Source organism: Micromonospora halotolerans, assembly GCF_032108445.1.
Classification (GTDB): domain Bacteria; phylum Actinomycetota; class Actinomycetes; order Mycobacteriales; family Micromonosporaceae; genus Micromonospora; species Micromonospora halotolerans.
Window position 1 is genome coordinate 4,967,968 of the sequence record NZ_CP134876.1, and the last position, 17,475, is coordinate 4,985,442.

General features: G+C 75.1%; 19 protein-coding genes. 6 read left to right on the forward strand and 13 right to left on the reverse strand.

All coding sequences use genetic code 11. The features are described from left to right. Positions 1 to 77 precede the first annotated feature (77 nt). Positions 78 to 689, forward strand: coding sequence for a dihydrofolate reductase family protein (locus tag RMN56_RS23420; protein ID WP_313719688.1), 612 nt, complete (start codon positions 78 to 80; stop codon positions 687 to 689). Positions 690 to 710: 21 nt separating this feature from the next. Here the strand turns inward: RMN56_RS23420 and RMN56_RS23425 are convergent, their stop codons facing one another. Further along, positions 711 to 1,172 carry a VOC family protein gene (locus tag RMN56_RS23425; protein WP_313719689.1) on the reverse strand — a complete coding sequence of 154 codons (462 nt, stop codon included), beginning with the start codon at positions 1,170 to 1,172 and terminating at the stop codon, positions 711 to 713. 99 nt (positions 1,173 to 1,271) lie between these two features. On the opposite strand from RMN56_RS23425, the gene RMN56_RS23430 reads away from it, so the two are divergent. Further along, a complete protein-coding gene (locus RMN56_RS23430; RefSeq protein ID WP_313719690.1) occupies positions 1,272 to 2,264 on the forward strand; it encodes a helix-turn-helix transcriptional regulator in 993 nt (330 codons plus the stop codon). A gap of 38 nt (positions 2,265 to 2,302) precedes the next feature. Here RMN56_RS23430 and RMN56_RS23435 read toward each other — a convergent pair whose 3' ends face one another. Then, entirely contained in the window at positions 2,303 to 4,552 is a 2,250-nt protein-coding gene (locus tag RMN56_RS23435) for a hypothetical protein (protein WP_313719691.1), read from the reverse strand. 196 nt (positions 4,553 to 4,748) lie between these two features. Between RMN56_RS23435 and RMN56_RS23440 the strand changes: the two genes are divergently transcribed. Further along, positions 4,749 to 5,366 (forward strand): VOC family protein, encoded by a 618-nt coding sequence (locus RMN56_RS23440; RefSeq protein WP_313719693.1) that lies wholly within the window; start codon positions 4,749 to 4,751, stop codon positions 5,364 to 5,366. Positions 5,367 to 5,376: 10 nt separating this feature from the next. Here the strand turns inward: RMN56_RS23440 and RMN56_RS23445 are convergent, their stop codons facing one another. Next, positions 5,377 to 6,951 carry an FMN-binding glutamate synthase family protein gene (locus tag RMN56_RS23445; RefSeq protein WP_313719695.1) on the reverse strand — a complete coding sequence of 525 codons (1,575 nt, stop codon included), beginning with the start codon at positions 6,949 to 6,951 and terminating at the stop codon, positions 5,377 to 5,379. Positions 6,952 to 7,085: 134 nt separating this feature from the next. Continuing rightward, positions 7,086 to 7,535 (reverse strand): VOC family protein, encoded by a 450-nt coding sequence (locus RMN56_RS23450; RefSeq protein ID WP_262286704.1) that lies wholly within the window; start codon positions 7,533 to 7,535, stop codon positions 7,086 to 7,088. A gap of 115 nt (positions 7,536 to 7,650) precedes the next feature. On the opposite strand from RMN56_RS23450, the gene RMN56_RS23455 reads away from it, so the two are divergent. After that, positions 7,651 to 8,544 carry a hypothetical protein gene (locus RMN56_RS23455; RefSeq protein ID WP_313719696.1) on the forward strand — a complete coding sequence of 298 codons (894 nt, stop codon included), beginning with the start codon at positions 7,651 to 7,653 and terminating at the stop codon, positions 8,542 to 8,544. Here RMN56_RS23455 and RMN56_RS23460 read toward each other — a convergent pair. From RMN56_RS23460 to RMN56_RS23485, 6 genes are all read right to left on the reverse strand, one after another. Next, a complete protein-coding gene (locus RMN56_RS23460; RefSeq protein ID WP_313719697.1) occupies positions 8,534 to 9,223 on the reverse strand; it encodes a hypothetical protein in 690 nt (229 codons plus the stop codon). The genes RMN56_RS23455 and RMN56_RS23460 overlap by 11 nt on opposite strands. A 33-nt stretch (positions 9,224 to 9,256) precedes the next feature. Next, positions 9,257 to 10,087, reverse strand: coding sequence for a hypothetical protein (locus tag RMN56_RS23465; RefSeq protein ID WP_313719698.1), 831 nt, complete (start codon positions 10,085 to 10,087; stop codon positions 9,257 to 9,259). Positions 10,088 to 10,098: 11 nt separating this feature from the next. After that, positions 10,099 to 10,800: a WXG100 family type VII secretion target gene (locus RMN56_RS23470; protein WP_262286708.1), complete on the reverse strand. Its 702-nt coding sequence runs from the start codon at positions 10,798 to 10,800 to the stop codon at positions 10,099 to 10,101. Beyond that, positions 10,797 to 11,123, reverse strand: a complete 327-nt coding sequence (locus RMN56_RS23475; RefSeq protein ID WP_313719699.1) for a type VII secretion target — start codon at positions 11,121 to 11,123, stop codon at positions 10,797 to 10,799. The genes RMN56_RS23470 and RMN56_RS23475 overlap by 4 nt, the downstream gene beginning before the upstream one ends. Then, positions 11,120 to 11,563 (reverse strand): YbaB/EbfC family nucleoid-associated protein, encoded by a 444-nt coding sequence (locus RMN56_RS23480; protein ID WP_313719700.1) that lies wholly within the window; start codon positions 11,561 to 11,563, stop codon positions 11,120 to 11,122. The genes RMN56_RS23475 and RMN56_RS23480 overlap by 4 nt, the downstream gene beginning before the upstream one ends. Before the next feature lie 135 nt (positions 11,564 to 11,698). After that, positions 11,699 to 12,709: a LacI family DNA-binding transcriptional regulator gene (locus RMN56_RS23485; RefSeq protein ID WP_313719702.1), complete on the reverse strand. Its 1,011-nt coding sequence runs from the start codon at positions 12,707 to 12,709 to the stop codon at positions 11,699 to 11,701. A 128-nt stretch (positions 12,710 to 12,837) separates the two neighbouring features. Here RMN56_RS23485 and RMN56_RS23490 point away from each other — a divergent pair, with 128 nt between their 5' ends. Beyond that, entirely contained in the window at positions 12,838 to 13,422 is a 585-nt protein-coding gene (locus tag RMN56_RS23490) for a CGNR zinc finger domain-containing protein (protein WP_313719703.1), read from the forward strand. A gap of 51 nt (positions 13,423 to 13,473) precedes the next feature. Here the strand turns inward: RMN56_RS23490 and RMN56_RS23495 are convergent, their stop codons facing one another. After that, positions 13,474 to 14,268, reverse strand: coding sequence for a class I SAM-dependent methyltransferase (locus RMN56_RS23495; RefSeq protein ID WP_313719704.1), 795 nt, complete (start codon positions 14,266 to 14,268; stop codon positions 13,474 to 13,476). A gap of 84 nt (positions 14,269 to 14,352) precedes the next feature. On the opposite strand from RMN56_RS23495, the gene RMN56_RS23500 reads away from it, so the two are divergent. Further along, positions 14,353 to 14,904, forward strand: a complete 552-nt coding sequence (locus RMN56_RS23500) for a DUF5872 domain-containing protein (RefSeq protein ID WP_313719705.1) — start codon at positions 14,353 to 14,355, stop codon at positions 14,902 to 14,904. A 29-nt stretch (positions 14,905 to 14,933) separates the two neighbouring features. On the opposite strand, the gene RMN56_RS23505 is transcribed toward RMN56_RS23500, so the two are convergent. Together RMN56_RS23505 and RMN56_RS23510 are read right to left on the reverse strand one after the other, a co-directional pair. Beyond that, complete coding sequence (locus RMN56_RS23505; RefSeq protein ID WP_313719706.1) at positions 14,934 to 15,818, reverse strand: META domain-containing protein; 885 nt, start codon at positions 15,816 to 15,818, stop codon at positions 14,934 to 14,936. A 179-nt stretch (positions 15,819 to 15,997) separates the two neighbouring features. Continuing rightward, positions 15,998 to 17,341 carry a glycoside hydrolase family 18 protein gene (locus RMN56_RS23510; RefSeq protein WP_313719707.1) on the reverse strand — a complete coding sequence of 448 codons (1,344 nt, stop codon included), beginning with the start codon at positions 17,339 to 17,341 and terminating at the stop codon, positions 15,998 to 16,000. Positions 17,342 to 17,475: the final 134 nt, after the last annotated feature.

The window sequence follows — 17,475 nt, forward strand, 5'->3', positions numbered from 1 at the left end:
GGGCCCCGACCGATGAGTTCCGGCCGGCGCCGCGGTCTGCCGAGGGACGGATCACGGAGTGAGAGGGGACGCGGCCCATGGGCAGGCTGGTCGTGACGGAGTTCGTGACGCTGGACGGGGTGGCGCAGGCGCCGGGGGAGCCCGACGAGGACCGCGCCGGCGGCTTCACCCACGGCGGGTGGCAGGCGCCGCTGGTGGACCACGAGACCGGCGAGGCCATGTTCGCGCAGGCCAGCAGCATGGACGCGCTGCTGCTGGGCCGCCGGACCTACGAGATCTTCGCCGGCTACTGGCCGACCGCGCCCGCGGAGATCCCGTTCACCGGGCTGCTCAACCGGGTGCCGAAGTACGTGGCGAGCCGCACGCTGAACGAGCCCCTCGACTGGGCGAACTCGACGCTGCTCGGCGGCGACCTCGCCGACGCCGTCGCCGAGCTGACGGACCGGCACGACGCGCTCCACGTGATCGGCAGCCTCGACCTGGTGCAGTCGTTGCTGCGCCTGCGCGTCGTGGACCGGCTGCACCTCTGGCTCTACCCGTTGACGCTCGGCGCCGGGAAGCGGCTGTTCGCGGAGGGCACGATGCCGGCGGCGTTCCGGCTCACCGAGTCGGTCGGCCACCCCAACGGCACCCTGCAACTGACGTACGAGGCCGCGGGACGGCCGACCTACGGCAACCTCGCCGCCTAGGGGCCGCGTCGAGGACGTCGGTCAGTCCAGGCAGAACTCGTTGCCCTCGGGGTCGGTCAGCACGATGTGGCCGGCGCTCAGCGGGGGCTCGGGCTCGTAGCGGCGCACCCGCTTCGCGCCCAGCGCCACCAGCCGGTCGCACTCGGCCTCCAACGCCGCCATCCGCTCCTCTCCCCGCAGCCCGGGAGCGGCGCGGACGTCGAGGTGGACGCGGTTCTTGGCGACCTTGTCCTCCGGCACCTGCTGGAAGAACACCCGGGGGCCGTGCCCGTCCGGGTCCTCGATGGCCGACCGCGTGTTGCGCTGCTCCTCCGGTACGCCCATCCGGGCCAGGAAGTCGTCCCACGCGGCGAGGGGGTCGGCGGCCTCGGGCAGGTCGACCCCGGGCGGGCCGGGGTGGACGTAGCCCAGCGCGTCCCGCCAGAAGGACGACAGCGCCCGCGGGTCGTGGGCGTCGAAGGTGACCTGGAAGTGGCGGCTCATCGGGTTGCTCCGTTCGTCGCGGTGTGCCGGTGCGGATGTCGCCTACTCTGACACCCCTGGCGGACAGGATCGGTCCGCTATCTCGGGCAGGGTGGGGGCATGGGCGTGGCGGGCGGCGACGAGCGGGGCACGACGGAGCGGGTGCTCACCCTGCTCGGGCTGCTCCAGCAGCGCCAGGTCTGGACCGGCCCGGAGCTCGCCGACCGGCTCGGGGTCACGCCGCGCACGATCCGGCGTGACGTCGAGCGGCTGCGCGCGCTCGGCTACCCGGTGCACGCCGGCCAGGGCGTCGGCGGCGGCTACCGGCTCGGTCCGGGGCGGGCCCTGCCGCCGCTGCTCCTCGACGACGAGGAGGCGATCGCCACCGCGGTCTCGCTGCTCGCCGGCGCGGGCGGCGCGGTCGCCGGGGCGGCCGACACCGCGCTCCGGGCGCTGGCCAAGCTCGACCGGGTGCTGCCCACCCGCCTGCGGCACGACGTGCGCGCGCTCGCCGGCTCGGTGGAGTCCTTCGGCGGAGGTCGGCCGCCGGTCGACCCCGGGGCGCTCATGACGCTGGCCCGGGCCTGCCGGGACGAGGTCGAGGCCGGCTTCGACTACCCGTCCCGCAGCGAGGTGCGACGTCGGCGGGTGGAGCCCTACCGCCTGGTCACCTCCGACCGGCGCTGGTACCTCCTCGCCTACGACCTCGACCGCGACGACTGGCGCAGCTTCCGGGTCGACCGGATGACCGACGTGGCCGCAGGGACCTGGCGCTTCCGCCCGCGTACGGCGCCCGACGCGGCGACGCACGTGCAGGAGGGGGTGGCGAGTCGGGTCTACCCGCACCGGGCGCGCTTCCTGGTGCACGCGCCGGCCGACACGGTACGCGCGCAGATCCCGGCGTCGGCGGCCGTGGTGCGGCGGCGCGACGGCGAGGGCTGCGAGGTGCTCAGCGGCGCGGGCAGCCTCGACTTCGTGCTCGTGCACGTGCTGCTGCTGGGCCACGACTTCGAGGTGCTCGACCCGCCGGAGCTGCGGAGACGCTGTCGCGTGCTGGCGGAGCGGCTGCTGGCGGCCGGTGCGGCTCCGGCGCCCGGCCCGGCACAGCCCTGAGCCGGTACGCCGACCCGGCGTCACGTGCCGGCGCGTGGTCAACGGGTCGGCGGGCCGGGGGCGGCGTCCCGCAGCCGGTCGGCCAGTTCGCGGACGGCCGCGTTGTGCCGCGGATCCGACGCGCCCGGCAGGTGCCGGACGATCGGCGGCGGGACGGTGTCACTGGGCGGCGCGACCACGTCCATGGGGTCCCGCAGCCGCCGGTCCACCGACCCCGCCGGCCCGCCGACCGCCGGTGTTTCCCCCGGCCGGTGGGGGGAGAACACCCATCCGCCGATGGAGTCGGTGTCCCGCCACAGGTTGATCCACCGCCAGCCGACCCGCCGGCCGATCTCCTGCAGAACCTCGGGGTGGACGTAGGCGGGGAACCAGTGGGCGTACAGCCGGGACAGCGGCGACCCGGACGTCAGCAGCGCCACCCGCGCGCAGACCTCCGGCGGCAGTTGCAGCACCGTCGCGGCGAGCAGGACCGAGCCGTGACTGTGCCCGGCCAGCAGCACGGTCCGCCCCTGCCCGGTCAGGTAGCTGATCCGGCGGCTGAGCTCGGGCACCGCCCGCTCGGCGTAACAGGGCGGCGCGAACGGGTGCGCGGCCCGGGGCCAGAAGGTGCCCAGGTCCCAGAGCACGCCGACGTAGCGGCGGAACTCGGGGGTGCGGTAGGCGAACAGGCCGCCCAGGACCAGCCCCAGGATCGCGGCGGCGATCACGTAGCTGCCCAGGCCGATCCCGAAGTTCACGAGGTCGGCCGGGATCGGCGTCCACCGGTCGATCACGTCCCCGGGATACCACCGGGCCAGCCCGAGGGTGCTGGTGGCCAGCCCGAGCCCGGCGAGAGCGGCGTAGGTGAGGACCAGCGGGGTCACCCGCTCGGTGAAGCGGGCCCGCGCGATCACCTTCTCGACCTCACCCAGCCGCTCGGCGGCCTCGGCCGGCGCGTCGGGGTGGTCGCGGGCCACGATGCCGGCGGCGGCGCGCCGGCGGGCGGGCCGGGACGACAGCGCCATGACGACGCCGGTCACCGAGGCGACCGTCACCGCCAGGAAGAACCCGAAGATCGCCCACTTGTACGCCAGCGGCGGGCTGGTGGCCAGCCGCTCGGCGGTGGGTGCGCTGCGGTCCAGCAGGTCCGCCACCCGGTAGACCAGCTCGGCGGAGTACGCCACCCCGAGCCCGGCGGCGACGGCGTCGATGACCGGGGCGCCGAGCGCACGCAGGCGTGCCCCGCCCGGCAGCTGGGCGCGCGCCCACAGCACGGCCGCTCCGAGGACGACCAGGAGGCCGGTCTGCGTCGCGAAGAGGAGGGTGACGATCTCCCCGTACCGGGGCAGTCCCGTCCGGGCGGCCCAGGGGGCCGGCTCGGCCGCCACGACGACCACGACGGCGACGGTGAGCAGGCAGGCGACGGTCCGCAGGCGGCGCAGGTTCCGCTCGACGCCCGGGGCCGGCGTGGCGCGGTCCAGCAGCGGGTGGGCGCAGACCAGCACCACGCACGTGGCCAGCACCGCCGCGGTCAGCGCCAGCAGCACGGTGGTCACGACGGACGCCCGCCCCCCGGCGGAGCGCGCGGCGAGCAGGACGGCGTCCAGCGTGGCGAAGGCCGCCGCGACGTGGATCGCCCGCAGCCGGGACACCAGCGGCGCGGCGTCCCACTGGCCGACCGCCGTGAGCCGGTGCTCGCTCGACACCGTGGCCGGGCCGCGGAACGTCGAGTACGTCCATCCCGGCCGGCTGCTCAGCCGCCAGACCAGCGCCACCGCCGCGACCGGTACCAGGGCGAGCACCGCCAGCCGCAGCCCGGCCGGCCGTTCGCCGAGCCAGGACAGCCAGCTCCGGCCGGTCAGGCACCGCGGCGAGCCCATGCACTTCCAGGCGATCAGGTCCAGCGTCACCCCGGCCACCGCGATCACGTAGACCGCGGTGAGCGTCAGCGCGAGCAGCCGGCAGAGCGCCTTCACGGTGGCGGCGGGCAGCCCGGTGCAGGGCGGGTGCATCCAGATCGCCATGTTGCCGAGCATGAACGGCAGCAGGAACACCAGGGACAGGGTGCGGACCGCCTTGCCGGAGGGAAGGTCCCGCCACAGGTAGGCCTCCATCAGCACACTGCCCGACCCGGTCGTGTCCGGGTAGCCCTCCCGCGGCCGGTAGAAGCCGCCGCTGCGGTCACCGGCCACCTGCGTCACGTTCGGCCGGTCCAGCACCTGCTCCGCGGCGGTGCCCGAGACGCCGTGCACCCGCAACTCCACGACCTCGACCGGCCGTTCGTCCGAGCCCATCGGCGTGTCCGACATCGATCTCCCGTGGCAGTGGCCGGTGCCGGGCGGCGACGCGCCCGTGCCCGGGGGGTGCGGTCTACCCGTTCCGCGCCGTTTCAAGGGGGCCGCGGACGGGCGGCGGGATGCCGGGAAACCGGGCGGCCGGCGGCTGCCGGAGCAGTAACGTGGCGGGCGGAGGCCCTGCCGCCCGACCGAGTCCAGGGAGGCCGCGATGAGCGCGACGGACGCCCGGAGCGACGACGCGAGCCGGAGCACCGATGTGAAGCTCGAGGTGGTCGTCCTCCCGGTGGCGGACGTCGACCGCGCGAAGGAGTTCTACGGGCGCCTCGGGTGGCGGCTCGACCGGACGCCGCCGGGCGTCGTCCAGTTCACTCCGCCGGGCTCGGGGTGCTCGGTCCAGTTCGGCCCGACCCTCACGGCCGCCGCCCCGGGCTCGGCGAAGGGGTACCTCGTGGTCTCCGACATCGAGGCCGCCCGCGGTGAGCTGGTCGCCGCCGGCGTCGAGGTGAGCGGGGTCTTCCACGTGGGTCCGGCCGGCCCGGTGGGCGGCCGGGACCCGGAGCGCCGCAGCTACGTCTCCCGCGCCTCGTTCACCGATCCGGACGGCAACGAGTGGCTGCTCCAGGAGATCACCACCCGGTTGCCCGGGCGGATGGCGGCGGACGTGACCTCGTACACCTCGGCCACCGACCTGGCCGGTGCGCTCCGCCGCGCCGCCGCCGCGCACGGCGAGCACGAGAAGCGCATCGGCGCGACGGACGAGAACTGGCCCGACTGGTACGCGGCCTACCTGGTGCGCGAGCAGGCGGGCGAGGAGCTGCCCACCTGACCGCTCCTGATCAGCCCACGGCGGTCGGGGAGGGCGGCGCGCTGCCGCCCTGCGGCGCCTCGGCGGTCATCAACCGGATGATCTCGGCCCGGTCGGCGGCGGACGGCAGCCCCCACCCGGGCCGGTACCCGTACACCCGGTCCAGCGGGGTGGAGGCGGTGCGGCCGTCGAGGATCTCGACGGCGCCGGTGTCGATCAGCCCGGGATGCTCGACGCCGCACGCCTCGGCGACCTTGACCAGGTCGCGCCGCAGCGTCCGCACGTAGTTGGCGGCCCGCACCGACTTGCGGGCCGGGTCGAGGCCCCGGGCCAGCCACGGGTTCTGCGTCGCCACGCCGGTGGGGCAGGTGTCGGTGTGGCACTTCTGCGCCTGGACGCAGCCGATCGCCAGCATGGCCTCCCGCCCGACGTTCACCAGGTCGGCGCCGAGCGCGAAGGCCACCACGGCGTTGTCCGGCAGCCCGAGCTTGCCGCCGCCGACGAAGACCACCCGCTCGTGCAGGTCCCGTTCGGCGAAGACCCGGTAGACCCGCGAGAAGCCCTGCTGGAACGGCAGCGAGACCGAGTCGGTGAAGATCAGCGGCGCCGCCCCCGTGCCGCCCTCGCCGCCGTCGACGGTCACGAAGTCCACGCCGCGGCCGGTGTCGCGCATCAGCGTGGTCAGCTCCTCCCAGAAGCCCAGGTCGCCGACGGCGGACTTGATGCCGACCGGCAGGCCGGTCTCGGCGGCGAGCAGCTCCACCCAGTCCAGCAGGCTGTCGCAGTCGGAGAACTCGGCGTGCCGCGACGGGCTGACGCAGTCGCGGCCCATCGGGATGCCGCGGGTGGCGGCGATCTCGGCGGAGACCTTCGCGGCCGGCAGCAGGCCGCCGAGGCTCGGCTTCGCGCCCTGGCTGAGCTTGATCTCCAGCGCCCGGACCGGTGCGCCGGCCACCAGGTCCTTCAGCCGGGCGAGGTCGAACCGGCCGCGGTCGTCGCGGCAGCCGAAGTACGCGGTGCCGATCTGGAAGATCAGGTCGCCGCCGTTGCGGTGGTACGGCGACAGCCCGCCCTCGCCGGTGTTCTGGAGGCAGCCGGCCAGCGCGGCGCCCCGGTTGAGTGCCTCGACGGCGTTGCCGGAGAGCGAGCCGAAGCTCATGCCGGAGATGTTGACCACCGACTCCGGGCGGAACGCGCGGGCCCGACCCCGGGCGGCGCCGAGCACCTTCGCGCAGGGGAGGGTCACGTCGTGCGCGGCGCCGGGGGAGGACGGCGGCACGGCCCGCCCGAAGGTGCGGTGCTTGATGATCGGGTAGCCGGGGGTGTACTCGATGTCGTTGTCCGTGCCGAACCCGAAGTAGTTGTTCTCCTGCTTCGCCGACGCGTACACCCAGCGCCGCTGGTCGCGGGTGAACGGCCGCTCCTCGTTGTTGCCGGCCACGATGTACTGGCGCAGCTCGGGCCCGATCGACTCCAGCAGGTACCGGGCGCGGCCGAGGACGGGGAAGTTGCGCAGCAGCGCGTGGTCGCGTTGCAGCAGGTCGCGTGCGGCGAGGGCCGCGACGGCGGCCACGGCGGCGGGTACGGCTCTACGGGCCCAGCTCATGCCGCCACTCTTTCCGGGATCGCCGCGCGCCAAACGGGGAGCGTCCCCGCTGCGGGCGCTCGGCGGCCGCCGACGGCCGGTGGCGTACCCGCGGCACCTTCGCCCTGCCCCGGCCGGAAGCCGGCCGGCCGGGGTCAGCCCGGCACGGGCCGGCCCATCTCGGCCAGGATCCCGGTGCCCTGGCCCAGCTCGATCAGATACCCGTCCGGGTCACGCAGGTAGCACCTGATCTCCACCCCGTGGTCCTTCGGTTCGGTCAGGAACTCCCCGCCCCGGGAACGCCACAGCTCGTAGACGGCCCGGACGTCGGTGACCCGGATGTTGAGCGCGCCGCTGAGCGTGTCCGGCTCCGTCGGCGCCCGCGCCGTCACGGTCGGCTTGTCGTCGGTCGGGCCACCCTCGTCGTTCAGCACGAGGTAGCTGTTGTGCAGCCGGAGCACCGCGGGCCGCCGGTCCCGCACCACCGTGGCGCCCAGGACATGGCGGTAGAACTCCCGCGAGCGGTCCACGTCCCGCACGATCAGCAGGTGGGTGACGACCAGGCCGTGTTCGGGCTGGAAGTAGTCCGGTGCCTCATCCGTCACGACGCCCCCTCCCTCGGCCCGCCGGTTACCCGGGTGCTCGCGGGCCACACCCCGCCCGGAGCGGTACCGGTTTCGGGGTTCGCCGCGGTTCGCGGGCCGATGGTATGAATGCAGCGTGGCGTCGGCGCAGAACATGGACCTGATGGGCAACGTCCGCACCCTGGTCGAGGACGCGCTGCCGGCTCGACTGCCGGGCGCCCGCGTCGCGGCGGACCGCGACGAGATCGTCGTCGCCGTCCCCGGCGGCCGGGCCCGGGTGTCCCTGGTCCCGCTGTTGCGCAGCTGCCTCGACCAGCCCCGGCAGGCGTGGCCGGAGCTGGTGGCCGACTGGGTCACGGCGGTGCAGCGGGAGCTGCCGGACAGCGTCTCCGCCGACCTCGGGCCGGTCGACGTCGAGCAGCTCCGGCTCCGCCTCACCCCGGCGGCCGCGACCACCGAGGCCGACAGCTATCTGGCCATGCCGTTCGGCGACCACTTCACCGCGGTGGTGGTGGTGAACCGACCCGAGCGGCTGGACCTGCTGACCCTCGCCCAGGCCGCGGGACTGGACCGCGAGCCCGCGGACCTGGTGCGCATCGCCGTGCGGCAGACCGTGGAGCGCGAACTGACCACTCTCGACGTGCGCGACCACGAGCTGCCCACCGGTGGGTCGGTGCGCCTGCTCGCCGCCGACGGCAACCCCTTCGTGACGACCGCCCTCATGTCGGTCAAGCGGTTCCTGCCCGAGGGCGCCGACCACGGTGCGCTGGTCGCGGCGCCACAGTACGGCGCCGTGCTGCTGCACCCGGTGGACGGCCGGGTGCGGGAGGCCGCCGTGGCCGTGCACCGCCTGACCGGCTCCCTGTTCGCGGCCGCCGCCGACCCCTGTTCCGACCAGGTCTTCTGGTGGTACGCCGGGGAGTTCCACCCGGTGCGCGTCCTGCCGGCGGAGGCCGGCGGGGTCGTGCCGGTGCGGCTACCCGAGGCGCTGGCGCCCGTCGTGGCGCGGCTGGACGGGCCTACGGGGTGAGCGCGGCGTCGAGCTTCCGGGCGGCCAGCGCCTGATCCCGCTGCGCGGTCAGGAAGCCGAGCGCGGCGTCCCGCTCCCCGTCGTGCCAGGCCCGCACGAGCCCCTCGTAGAACGCGGCCTGCTCGGCCAGCTGACGGGCGCCCGTGCCGGAGGAGCCGGCGGCCCGGTCGCGACACAGCTCGGCGAGCTCGGTGGCCGGCTCGACGGGCGACGCCGTGCCGTTGACCACCCGCCAGCCGGGCAGCTGGTGCCAGTGCGTGCGGCGCCGGCGCGGATCCTGGGCGTAGTCCCGCTCGGCCACGTCGGCGAGCCGCTCGGCCGGCCACTTGTCGATCTTCTCCAGGCCGGCGTCCAGCACGAACCGCCGCGCCTGGTCCACCGCCTCGTCAGCGGACAGGTCGACCGTCGGCGGCCCGGAGCGGACCTCGTCCATCCGGACGCCGTACGTCATGATCCAGCTGGTGAAGGGCGCCACGAGCGGCTGCACCCCGGCGGTCACCCAACCCACCGGTCGGGTGGGCGAACCGGACCAGCCGATCCACGCCAGCGACCAGCCCAGCGGCTCGCGCGCCAGCACCGTGTCGAGGCCGCTGCCCCGCAACGACCACTCTCCGGGCAGATCGGCGCGCAGCTCGGAGAGGACCTGCCGCCACCGCCGCGCCGCGTCAACAGAGGACATACGCACCTTTCGCGGGTCGGTGGCCGGGCCCGGTCAGTCTACGCTCAGCGGTCGCTGCGTCGGCCTCAGCTCCTCCGGGGGCTCGGGCAGGCCCAGCACCCGCTGGACCTTGTTGGCCCAGCTCGGCTCGATGCCGGTCTTCAGGCCGGTCTTGAGGTCGTAGGCGTGCGCGACCTCCCAGTCCAGCTCGTCGGTCGCCGAGTCCCGGTACTGCCGCTCCAGGATGACGTCCGGCCGGAAGTCCTGGTCGGTCACCTTCGGCGTCTCGACGCCCTGGGCGTCGTAGCCGACCTCGGTGCGCAGCCGGAAGCCCGTCTCCGGGTCGAGCATGGTGGTCGCCTCGCTGTCGATCGCGTTGGCGAGCTGCCGGTGGGACTCGGTGCCCAGCGCGGTGCGCTCCACGATGAGGTCCGCCACGTCCTCGGGGTAGCCCCGCTCCAGGAGCTTGTCCCGCTGCCGCTGGTAGCCCTCCCGCTGGAGGATCGAGTCCCGGTTCTGGTCGACGTGGTCCCAGGCGTCGTCGACCATCTCCTGGAGCTGGTCGGCGATCTGCCGGCGCGCCTTGCCGATCTCCTCGAGGCTCTTCTCGTCGTGCTTGTCCAGCTCCGGGTCGTTCTGCGGGCGCTGCGCGTCGGCGTCCCCCTCGGTGGACCTGCCATCGGTCGACCTGGGGCCGCCGGGCCGGCCGCTCTCCGCCGCCTCGGTGACGGCCCGGTGGGTCTCGGCGACGGTGGTGGGCCGGCCGTGCGACCCGCCGCCCCGTTGCCGCGGCACACCGCCGTCGTTGACATCCCCGCCGTCGCCGACGCCCCCGCCGTCGCCGCCGTCGCCGGTGCCGCCGTGCGGTCCCTTGGGCTTCGCCACGATCCCCCCGGTCAGCCGTTGACGAGCTTGGACAGGTTGGTGAGGCTGGTGACGAGCGCCGTGGTGTAGCTCAGGATCCGGCCCGCCCACTTGAGCACGGCGGCGGTGATCTGCGCGGCGATCACCGGAATGGTCACCACGAAGATCGCCTCGACCGCCCACACGACGACGCGCGCGACGAGGTCCGCGATGAGGTCACGGACGATGTCGCGGGTGAACGAGACGAGGTTCCCGGCGGCCTGCGTGGCGGCCGCCATCGCCGCCGACGCGCCACCGAGACCGGCGATCGCGTCGACGTTGTTCTTCATCAGCGACTGGTACGCCTCGGCGGCGTGCCCCCGCCAGTCGGGCAGGTCGCCGGCCAGGTGCGCCTGCAGGTCGGCCGCCATCCGCTGCAGGTGGCCGGCCATGTTGTCCCAGGTGGCCGCGTGCGACGCGACCACGTCGGGCATGCCGGTGAGCCAGTCGAGCATCTCCCGCAGCGGCTCGAAGTATTCCATCGCCCAGCCGATGCCGTTGGCCAGCAGGGCGCTGAACGGGTCCAGCACCGTCGCGGCGACGTCCAGCCCGAAGGCCGCCCCGGCGAGCAGGTCGTCCACCCAGCCCTCGCTGCGGATGGCGTCCACCAGGCCCTCGACGCCGTCCGCCAGCGACGAGCCCGTCCACACCTCCCGGGTGGACCGGACGTCCGCGACCAGCGAGTTGTCGGTCATGCCCGCAACCGCCGGCTGATCGCCTCCATCGAACTCGCCGCGTCACCGTCCACACCGTCGTAGCTGTCGGCGGTGCGGCGCAGGCCGTCGGCGACCAGCCGGAGGTTCTCGTCGACGTACGCGACCAGCTCGTCCTGGCGGGTGTGCCGGTCCTCCAGGATCGCGGAGATCCACCCGCAGAGCAGCCCGTACGCCTGGTCGTCCCGCGCGATGTGCGCGCTCGCGCCGCGGACCGCGTCGAACCGGGCGCGCAACCCCTCGACGTACGCGGCGTGCGCGCGGATCTGCTCGGGGTCGGCCGACCAGCCGGCCGGGCCGCTCACCGCTGCCAGCCGTGGCCGTCGTAGGAGCCGGGCTCGCCCCGGCCGGGTTCCGGGTCGGGGCGCAGCTGCCGGCCCACCCGCTCGGCGATGGCCCGGGCGGCCGGCGACTCGGTGCCGACGGTCTCGGCGATGATCTCCTGCGACCGCTCGGCGAGCTGTCCCTTCGCCCGCCGGATCGCCTCCAGGACCGCCTGGGCGACCACCTCGGGGGAGACCCGCTGGATCTGCCGGCCCAGGCGCAGGTCCAGCAGCGCGCCGCTGGAGTCGACGGTGACCTCGGCCAGGCCGTTGTCGTCCTCGGCCACGACTCGCAGCTCCTGGAGGCGGTCGCTCATCGCCTTCGTGTCCGCCGCGAGCTTGTCGATGCGGCCCTTCCAGGCCCGCATCTGGTCCATGGCGCCGTCCGGGTCCAGCACGCCGCCGCTCAGAGCCCCGCTCACCATGCGCCTCCCCCGAGTAGGCCCGGATCCCGTGAGGACTGCTGATCCCCAGCGCCTCGCAGGGCGGCGTCGATTGTAGAACACCCTGTCACATCCGGGTGGCACACTGAAACCACAGTGGACCGCCGCGAGTGGTCACCGGGCCGGACGGGTGCTCTCCCGGGGCAGGATCGTGTGCGGTGCGGTGATCCGGGTGGGTGGGGCGTCCGGGCGGTCCAGTCGGGCGGTGGCCAGGGCGACCGCCTTCCGGGCGAGGAACGCCGGGTCGACCGAGACGGAGGTCAGCGACGGCCGGGAGTAGCGGCCCTCCTCGCTGTCACCGAACCCGATCACCGCCACGTCGGCGGGCACCCGCAGCCCGGCGTCGGCGGCGGCCCGCAGGGCGCCGATGGCGAGCCGGTCGGAGTAGCAGAGGACGGCGTCGGGGCGGTGCTCTTGTACGAACAGCCACCGGGCGGCCCGGTAGCCGTCCTCGTACCGGTGCTCGGCGGTGGCCCGCAGGTAGCCGGCGGGTGGGTCGAGTCCGGCCCGGCGGACCGCCCGCTGGTAGCCGAGGGTGCGGGGTTGCGCCGGCCCGGTGGCCTCGTCCGGCCGGGCGCCGATGGCGGCGATCCGCCGCCGCCCCGCGCGCAGCAGGTGTTCGGTGGCGTCCGCGGCGGCGCGGGCGCCGTCGACGGCGACCTGGTCGCAGCGGGGTTCGCGGCACTCGCCGAGCAGGACGAGGGGAGTGCCGGTGCCGAGGTGGGCGTCGATGAGGCCCGGCGACACCGTGTCCGCCCCGAGCAGGACGGCGTCCACGCCCGGCGGTGCCCCGGTGTCCGCCGGGGGCGTGGGGCGGTCGGTCCCGGGTCCGAGGTGCTCGACGACGACCCGGAAGCCCTGGCCGCTCGCCGCGCGGACGACCTCACGCGCCAACCCGTGCAGGCCGGGCGCCTCGACGTCGGGAACGACAAGCGCGAGCAGCCCGGTGCGGCCGGTGCGCAGGGTGCGGGCCGCGAGATTCGGCCGGTAGCCCAGCGCGTCCACGGCCTCCCGCACGCGGCGGCGGAGGTCGTCGCTGACGTGCGGGTGGTCGTTGACGACATTCGAGACCGTCTTCACCGACACGCGGGCGTGCCGCGCCACGTCCCTGAGCGTGGTGGCCACGATCCGTCCTCCCGCCTCGGCGTTCCTGACACCAGCCAACCGCCTTCGCCGGTGTACACACCGGACGATCCCAGAGCGGGCTACACCGGTCAAGGCGTTACGCTGGTGTGGACGAAAGGAGCGCGACGGTGCCTGACGAGCGATCGGTGCCGGCCGCCGTGCGGCTGGTCCGCGACTTCGTCAACACCTTCGAGCCACAGGTCGACGAGGAGTCGCTGACCACGCCGGACGCGTTGCGGGACTGGCTCGCCGAGCGGGCACTGATCCCCGCCGGAGCGCGGCTGAGCCCGGCGGACCTCGCCGTGGCCCGCACGGTCCGCGAGGGCCTGCGGGCGGTGCTGCTCGGCCACGCCGGCCACCCCGCCGACCCCGGCGCGCTGCGCCGCCTCGACGAGGCCCTGGCCGCCGCGCCCGTGCGGATGACGCTCGCGGACGGCGCTCCCCGGCTCGTTCCCGCCGCGACCGGCCCGCTCGACGTGGCGTTGGCCGCCCTGGTCGACGCCATCCGGCAGTGCGCGCAGGACCAGGTGTGGACCCGGCTCAAGGTGTGCGACCGGGACACCTGCCGGTGGGCCTACTACGACGCCTCCCGCAACCAGGCGCGCCGCTGGTGCTCCATGGCCGGCTGCGGCAACTACGTCAAGATGCGCCGGGCCTACGCCGTCCGCCGCGACCGCCGGTCCCGGACACCGGGCACCGGCCGGGACGGCTGACCCCGCGGTCGGCCACACGGCCCGGCCGCGCCCCCGGCACGGCGGGCGCGGTCACGACGGCGCGGTGCCGTGCACCGCCCAGGCCCGCGCCGTCAGCCGGACGGACCCGTCCGCCTCGACCGGCAGGCGGCTCACCAGCAGGTCGCGCAGCGCCGCCCGGTCGGGCCCGGCCAGGGACGCCACGTACGCCGGTGCCGCGCCCTGGCCGCCGAGGAACGGCGCCCAGTACGCGGCCACGTCGGCGAACACCGTCGGCACGACCACCGGCCGGACGGTCGCCGCCGCGAAGCCGGCGTCCGTCCACAGCGCGCGCAGCGGCCCGGGCCGGCACAGCGGGAACCGGCGCCCCTCGGACCGCTCCGCCACCGCCGGATCGAGCACCTCGGCGGCCGCCCAGAAGTGGCGCATCATCGCCATTCCCTCGGCGTAGTCCCAGACGTACGCGGCCGCGACGCCGCCGGGTCGCAGGACGCGGACGAACTCGGCCACCGCCCGCGCCGGCTCGGGCACGAAGTTGAGCGCCAGCCCGCTCACCACGACGTCGACGCTCGCGTCGGCCACCGGCAGCGCGCGGGCGTCACCGACCTCGAAGGCGGCCCGCGGGTCGTCGACCCGGTCGCGGGCGTGGGCCAGGAACCCCACCGCCGGGTCGACGCCGGTGACCCGCGCCGGATCCGCCTCGGCCAGCACGGTCGCGGTCAGCGCGCCGGTGCCGCAGCCCACGTCAAGCCAGCGCAGGCCGGGCGGGAGCGCCAGCAGGCGCAGGAAGTCGTGCGCGACCAGCCGGCTCCACCGGCCCACGTACGCCTCGTACGCCGCGCCGTCGGCCCAGACCGGATCCGCCATGCGGGCAGGATACGACCGCGGGCGCCCACCCCGATTCGGCTGGCCGGACGCATACGACCCGCCGCCGGTGGGAACGCCTCCCGCATGGCCAGGTACACGAAGCCCGAACTCCGGGCGCAGCTCAAGGAGGAGATCCAGGCGTCCGACAAGGGCGGCCGGCCGGGGCAGTGGTCGGCGCGCAAGTCGCAACTGCTCACCAACGAGTACAAGAAGCGCGGTGGGGGCTTCGAGGGACCCAGGGACCAGCGGCAGCGGTCCCTGCAGCGGTGGGGCACCGAGGAGTGGCAGACCCGCTCGGGTTCCACCCGTGCGCGCCGGAACGGTGAGACCGCGCGGTACCTGCCCAAACGGGCCTGGGAACAGCTTTCGGACGAGCAGCGGCGCGACACCGACACGAAGAAGCGGCAGGCGTCGCGGTCCGGGCGGCAGTTCGTTGCCAACACCGGACCGGCGAAGCGGGCCCGCCGGGAGGCCACCTCGGCGGGGCAGTTGTCGGACCTGCCGGTCACCGAGGCGGTGAAGCTGGTCCGTGGCCTCGACACCCGCCAGCTCCGGGCCGCGCTGCGGCGCGAGCGCGACGGCAAGGACCGCAAGACGCTCGTCCAGCGGATGGAGTCGGAGCTGGCCCGGCGCTGACCGCGCCCGCCGGCGCGGACCCGTGCCCGTCAGCCGTCGCGCCGCAACCGGCCCGTCTCGTCGCCTCGGGCGTCCACGAGCACCAGCACGTCGCCGTCCAGTCCCGCCCGGGACGCCCCGGACAGCCAGCGCGCCACCGGGACGCTCGCGCAGCCGATCAGCGTGCTCGGTCCGGCGGTGGCGAGCAGGGCGCCCTCCGCCCCGGCGACCCACCGCCCACCCTGGCCGTTGCAGCCGTCGGAGCCGCGCCATCCGCCGTCCTCACGCAACTCCACGTACGCCGGTGTCCGCCCGCCCCGCGGTGGGCCGGCGGGTACCCAGCGGCCGAGCAGGGCGGCCCGGCCGGCCGGCGTCAGGCCGGCCGGCAGCGCGGCGGCCGGCGCGAGGGCGCGCCGGACCTCGGGGGTGACCACCGGCGGCTCGGCCAGTTCCGGCAGCAGGTGGGGACCGGGATCGGGCTTCGCGCCGGGCGCCAGCCGGACGACCTGCCGGCCCCGGTCGTCGAGGAGGACCGGGGTCTTACCGGTCACCCGGAATCCGGTGGCCCGGGGCAGCCAGGCCGGTCCGTGCCGCGGATCGGTGGGGCAGCCCGGACGGCCGGACGGCGAGAGTCCGGAGAGCTCGGTCACGAACAGGCCGCCGGCGCCCGCCCGCCACGTCCCCGTCGACACCCCGCAGCGGTCGAACCACAGCAGGTCGCCCTGGTCGGAAGGAGCGAGCCGCAGCACCCCGCCGCCGTCGGCGGCGGTCACGGTCCAGTTGCCGATCAGCGCGACCGGGTCGGGGGACGGTCCGGCGCCCGGGGGAGCCGCGCTCGGGTCCGGCGGGCCGGTGGTCGGCCCCGAGCCGGCGGCACAGCCCGCCAGCAGGGTGCCCACCGCGACGGCCACCACGAGGTGCCTGCTGCGCCGCATCATCCCGCTCCCTCCGCCGGCCCGACCGTTCTCGGACGTCCGGTGGTTGGACGAGGCGGCGGGACCACCGGTTCCACCGCCGCGGTCCGGCGGCGAGTCGCGGCGGGACGGTCCTCGGGGTCCACCGCCTCCGCCGCCGGCCGGGAGGGACGGCGTCGCGGCGGAGGCGGCGAGCCGCGCTACGGCGTGCTGAGCCCCAAGCTGATCGTCCTGGTCAGCGTCGCGTTGTCGTCGTCGCCGTCGAGCGACCAGACCATCGCCCCGGCCAGCCCGGCGCGGCGGATGTAGAGCGTCTTCTGGAGCACCACCACCGGATCGTCGTACGTCCAGAGGGTCGTGCCGTCGAACAACCAGGCGTGCCCGGCGCGCAGGTCGCGGTGGACGGAGTAGCCCTTGCCGGGCAGGGTCTTGAGCTGTTTGTAGTCCTCGTAGCCGGCCTCGAAGGTGGCCGGTGCCGGCCCGGCCGCGGGCTGGAACAGCCCGTCCCCGCCCCCGGTCACGCCGGTCCAGCCGCGGCCGTAGTAGGGGATGCCCAGGACCAGCTTGCCGCGCGGCGCGCCGCGCGCGAGCCAGCCGTCGATCGCCACCTCGGCGGAGAAGTCCGGGTCGTCCGGCGCGCCCGCCGGCACGCGCAGCGCCGACTGCTGGTTGGTCACCGGGTCCCAGGAACCGTGGAAGTCGTAGCCCTGCACGGTGGCGAAGTCGAGATACCGGAAGATCTTCCGGCCCTCGTACCCGGCGTCCATGGTGGCCGGGTTGGCCGGCAGGAACGCGGTCAGCGCGTAGTGCCGGTGGGCCTGCCGCCCGTACGCGTCGAGCTGCCGGCGGAACTCGGCGAGCAGCTTCGTGAAGTTCTCCCGGTCCTCGGGGCGGACCACGTTGCCCGGTTCGCCGGGCCAGTTCGGCCACTCCCAGTCCAGGTCGACGCCGTCGAAGACGCCGGCGGCCGCGCCCGGGCCGCCGCTGCCGCCGTCGAGGACCGGCAGGTTCCCCTTGAGGTAGAGGTCGATGCAGGAGGCGACGAACGCCCGGCGGGACGCGTCGGTGCGGGCGGCGTCGGAGAGGTACGTCGACCAGCTCCAGCCGCCCAGCGAGATCAGCACCTTCAGGTCGGGGTGCCGGGCCTTGAGCTTGGCCAGCTGGCCGAAGTTGCCGTTGAGCGGCTCGCCCCAGGCGTCGGCGACGCCGTCGACGCTCTCCTCGGCCGGGACGGTGCGCTGGTAGTCGGCCCAGGCGTCCCCCTCGCCCGGCCCGCCGTCGACGTAGCAGCGCCCGTCGGCGCTGATGTTGCCGAACGCGTAGTTGACGTGGGTGAGGCGGCTGGCCGCCCCGGAGGTGTCGAGCTTCTTGACCGGGAAGGCCCGGTCGTAGATGCCCCACTGGGTGAAGTAGCCGACCCGGTGGTAGCCGGTCCGGCGGGCCGCGGCGTCGGCCGCGCTCGCGGCGCTCGGTGGTGCGGCGGTGACCAGCAGGGTCGACAGGGCGACGAGGGCGGTGAGGCGGCGGTGGCGGAACGGTCGCATCGGCACTCCCACGGAGGGACGGAGCGGGATTAGTTAAGAGACCTTTCTGATCGATGAAGCTAAGCCGGTCGTCGATCGAGGTCAAGAGCGCCGCGCGGAGTTGCTAGGCTGGTGGGTGCGCGCGCCGAGAGACC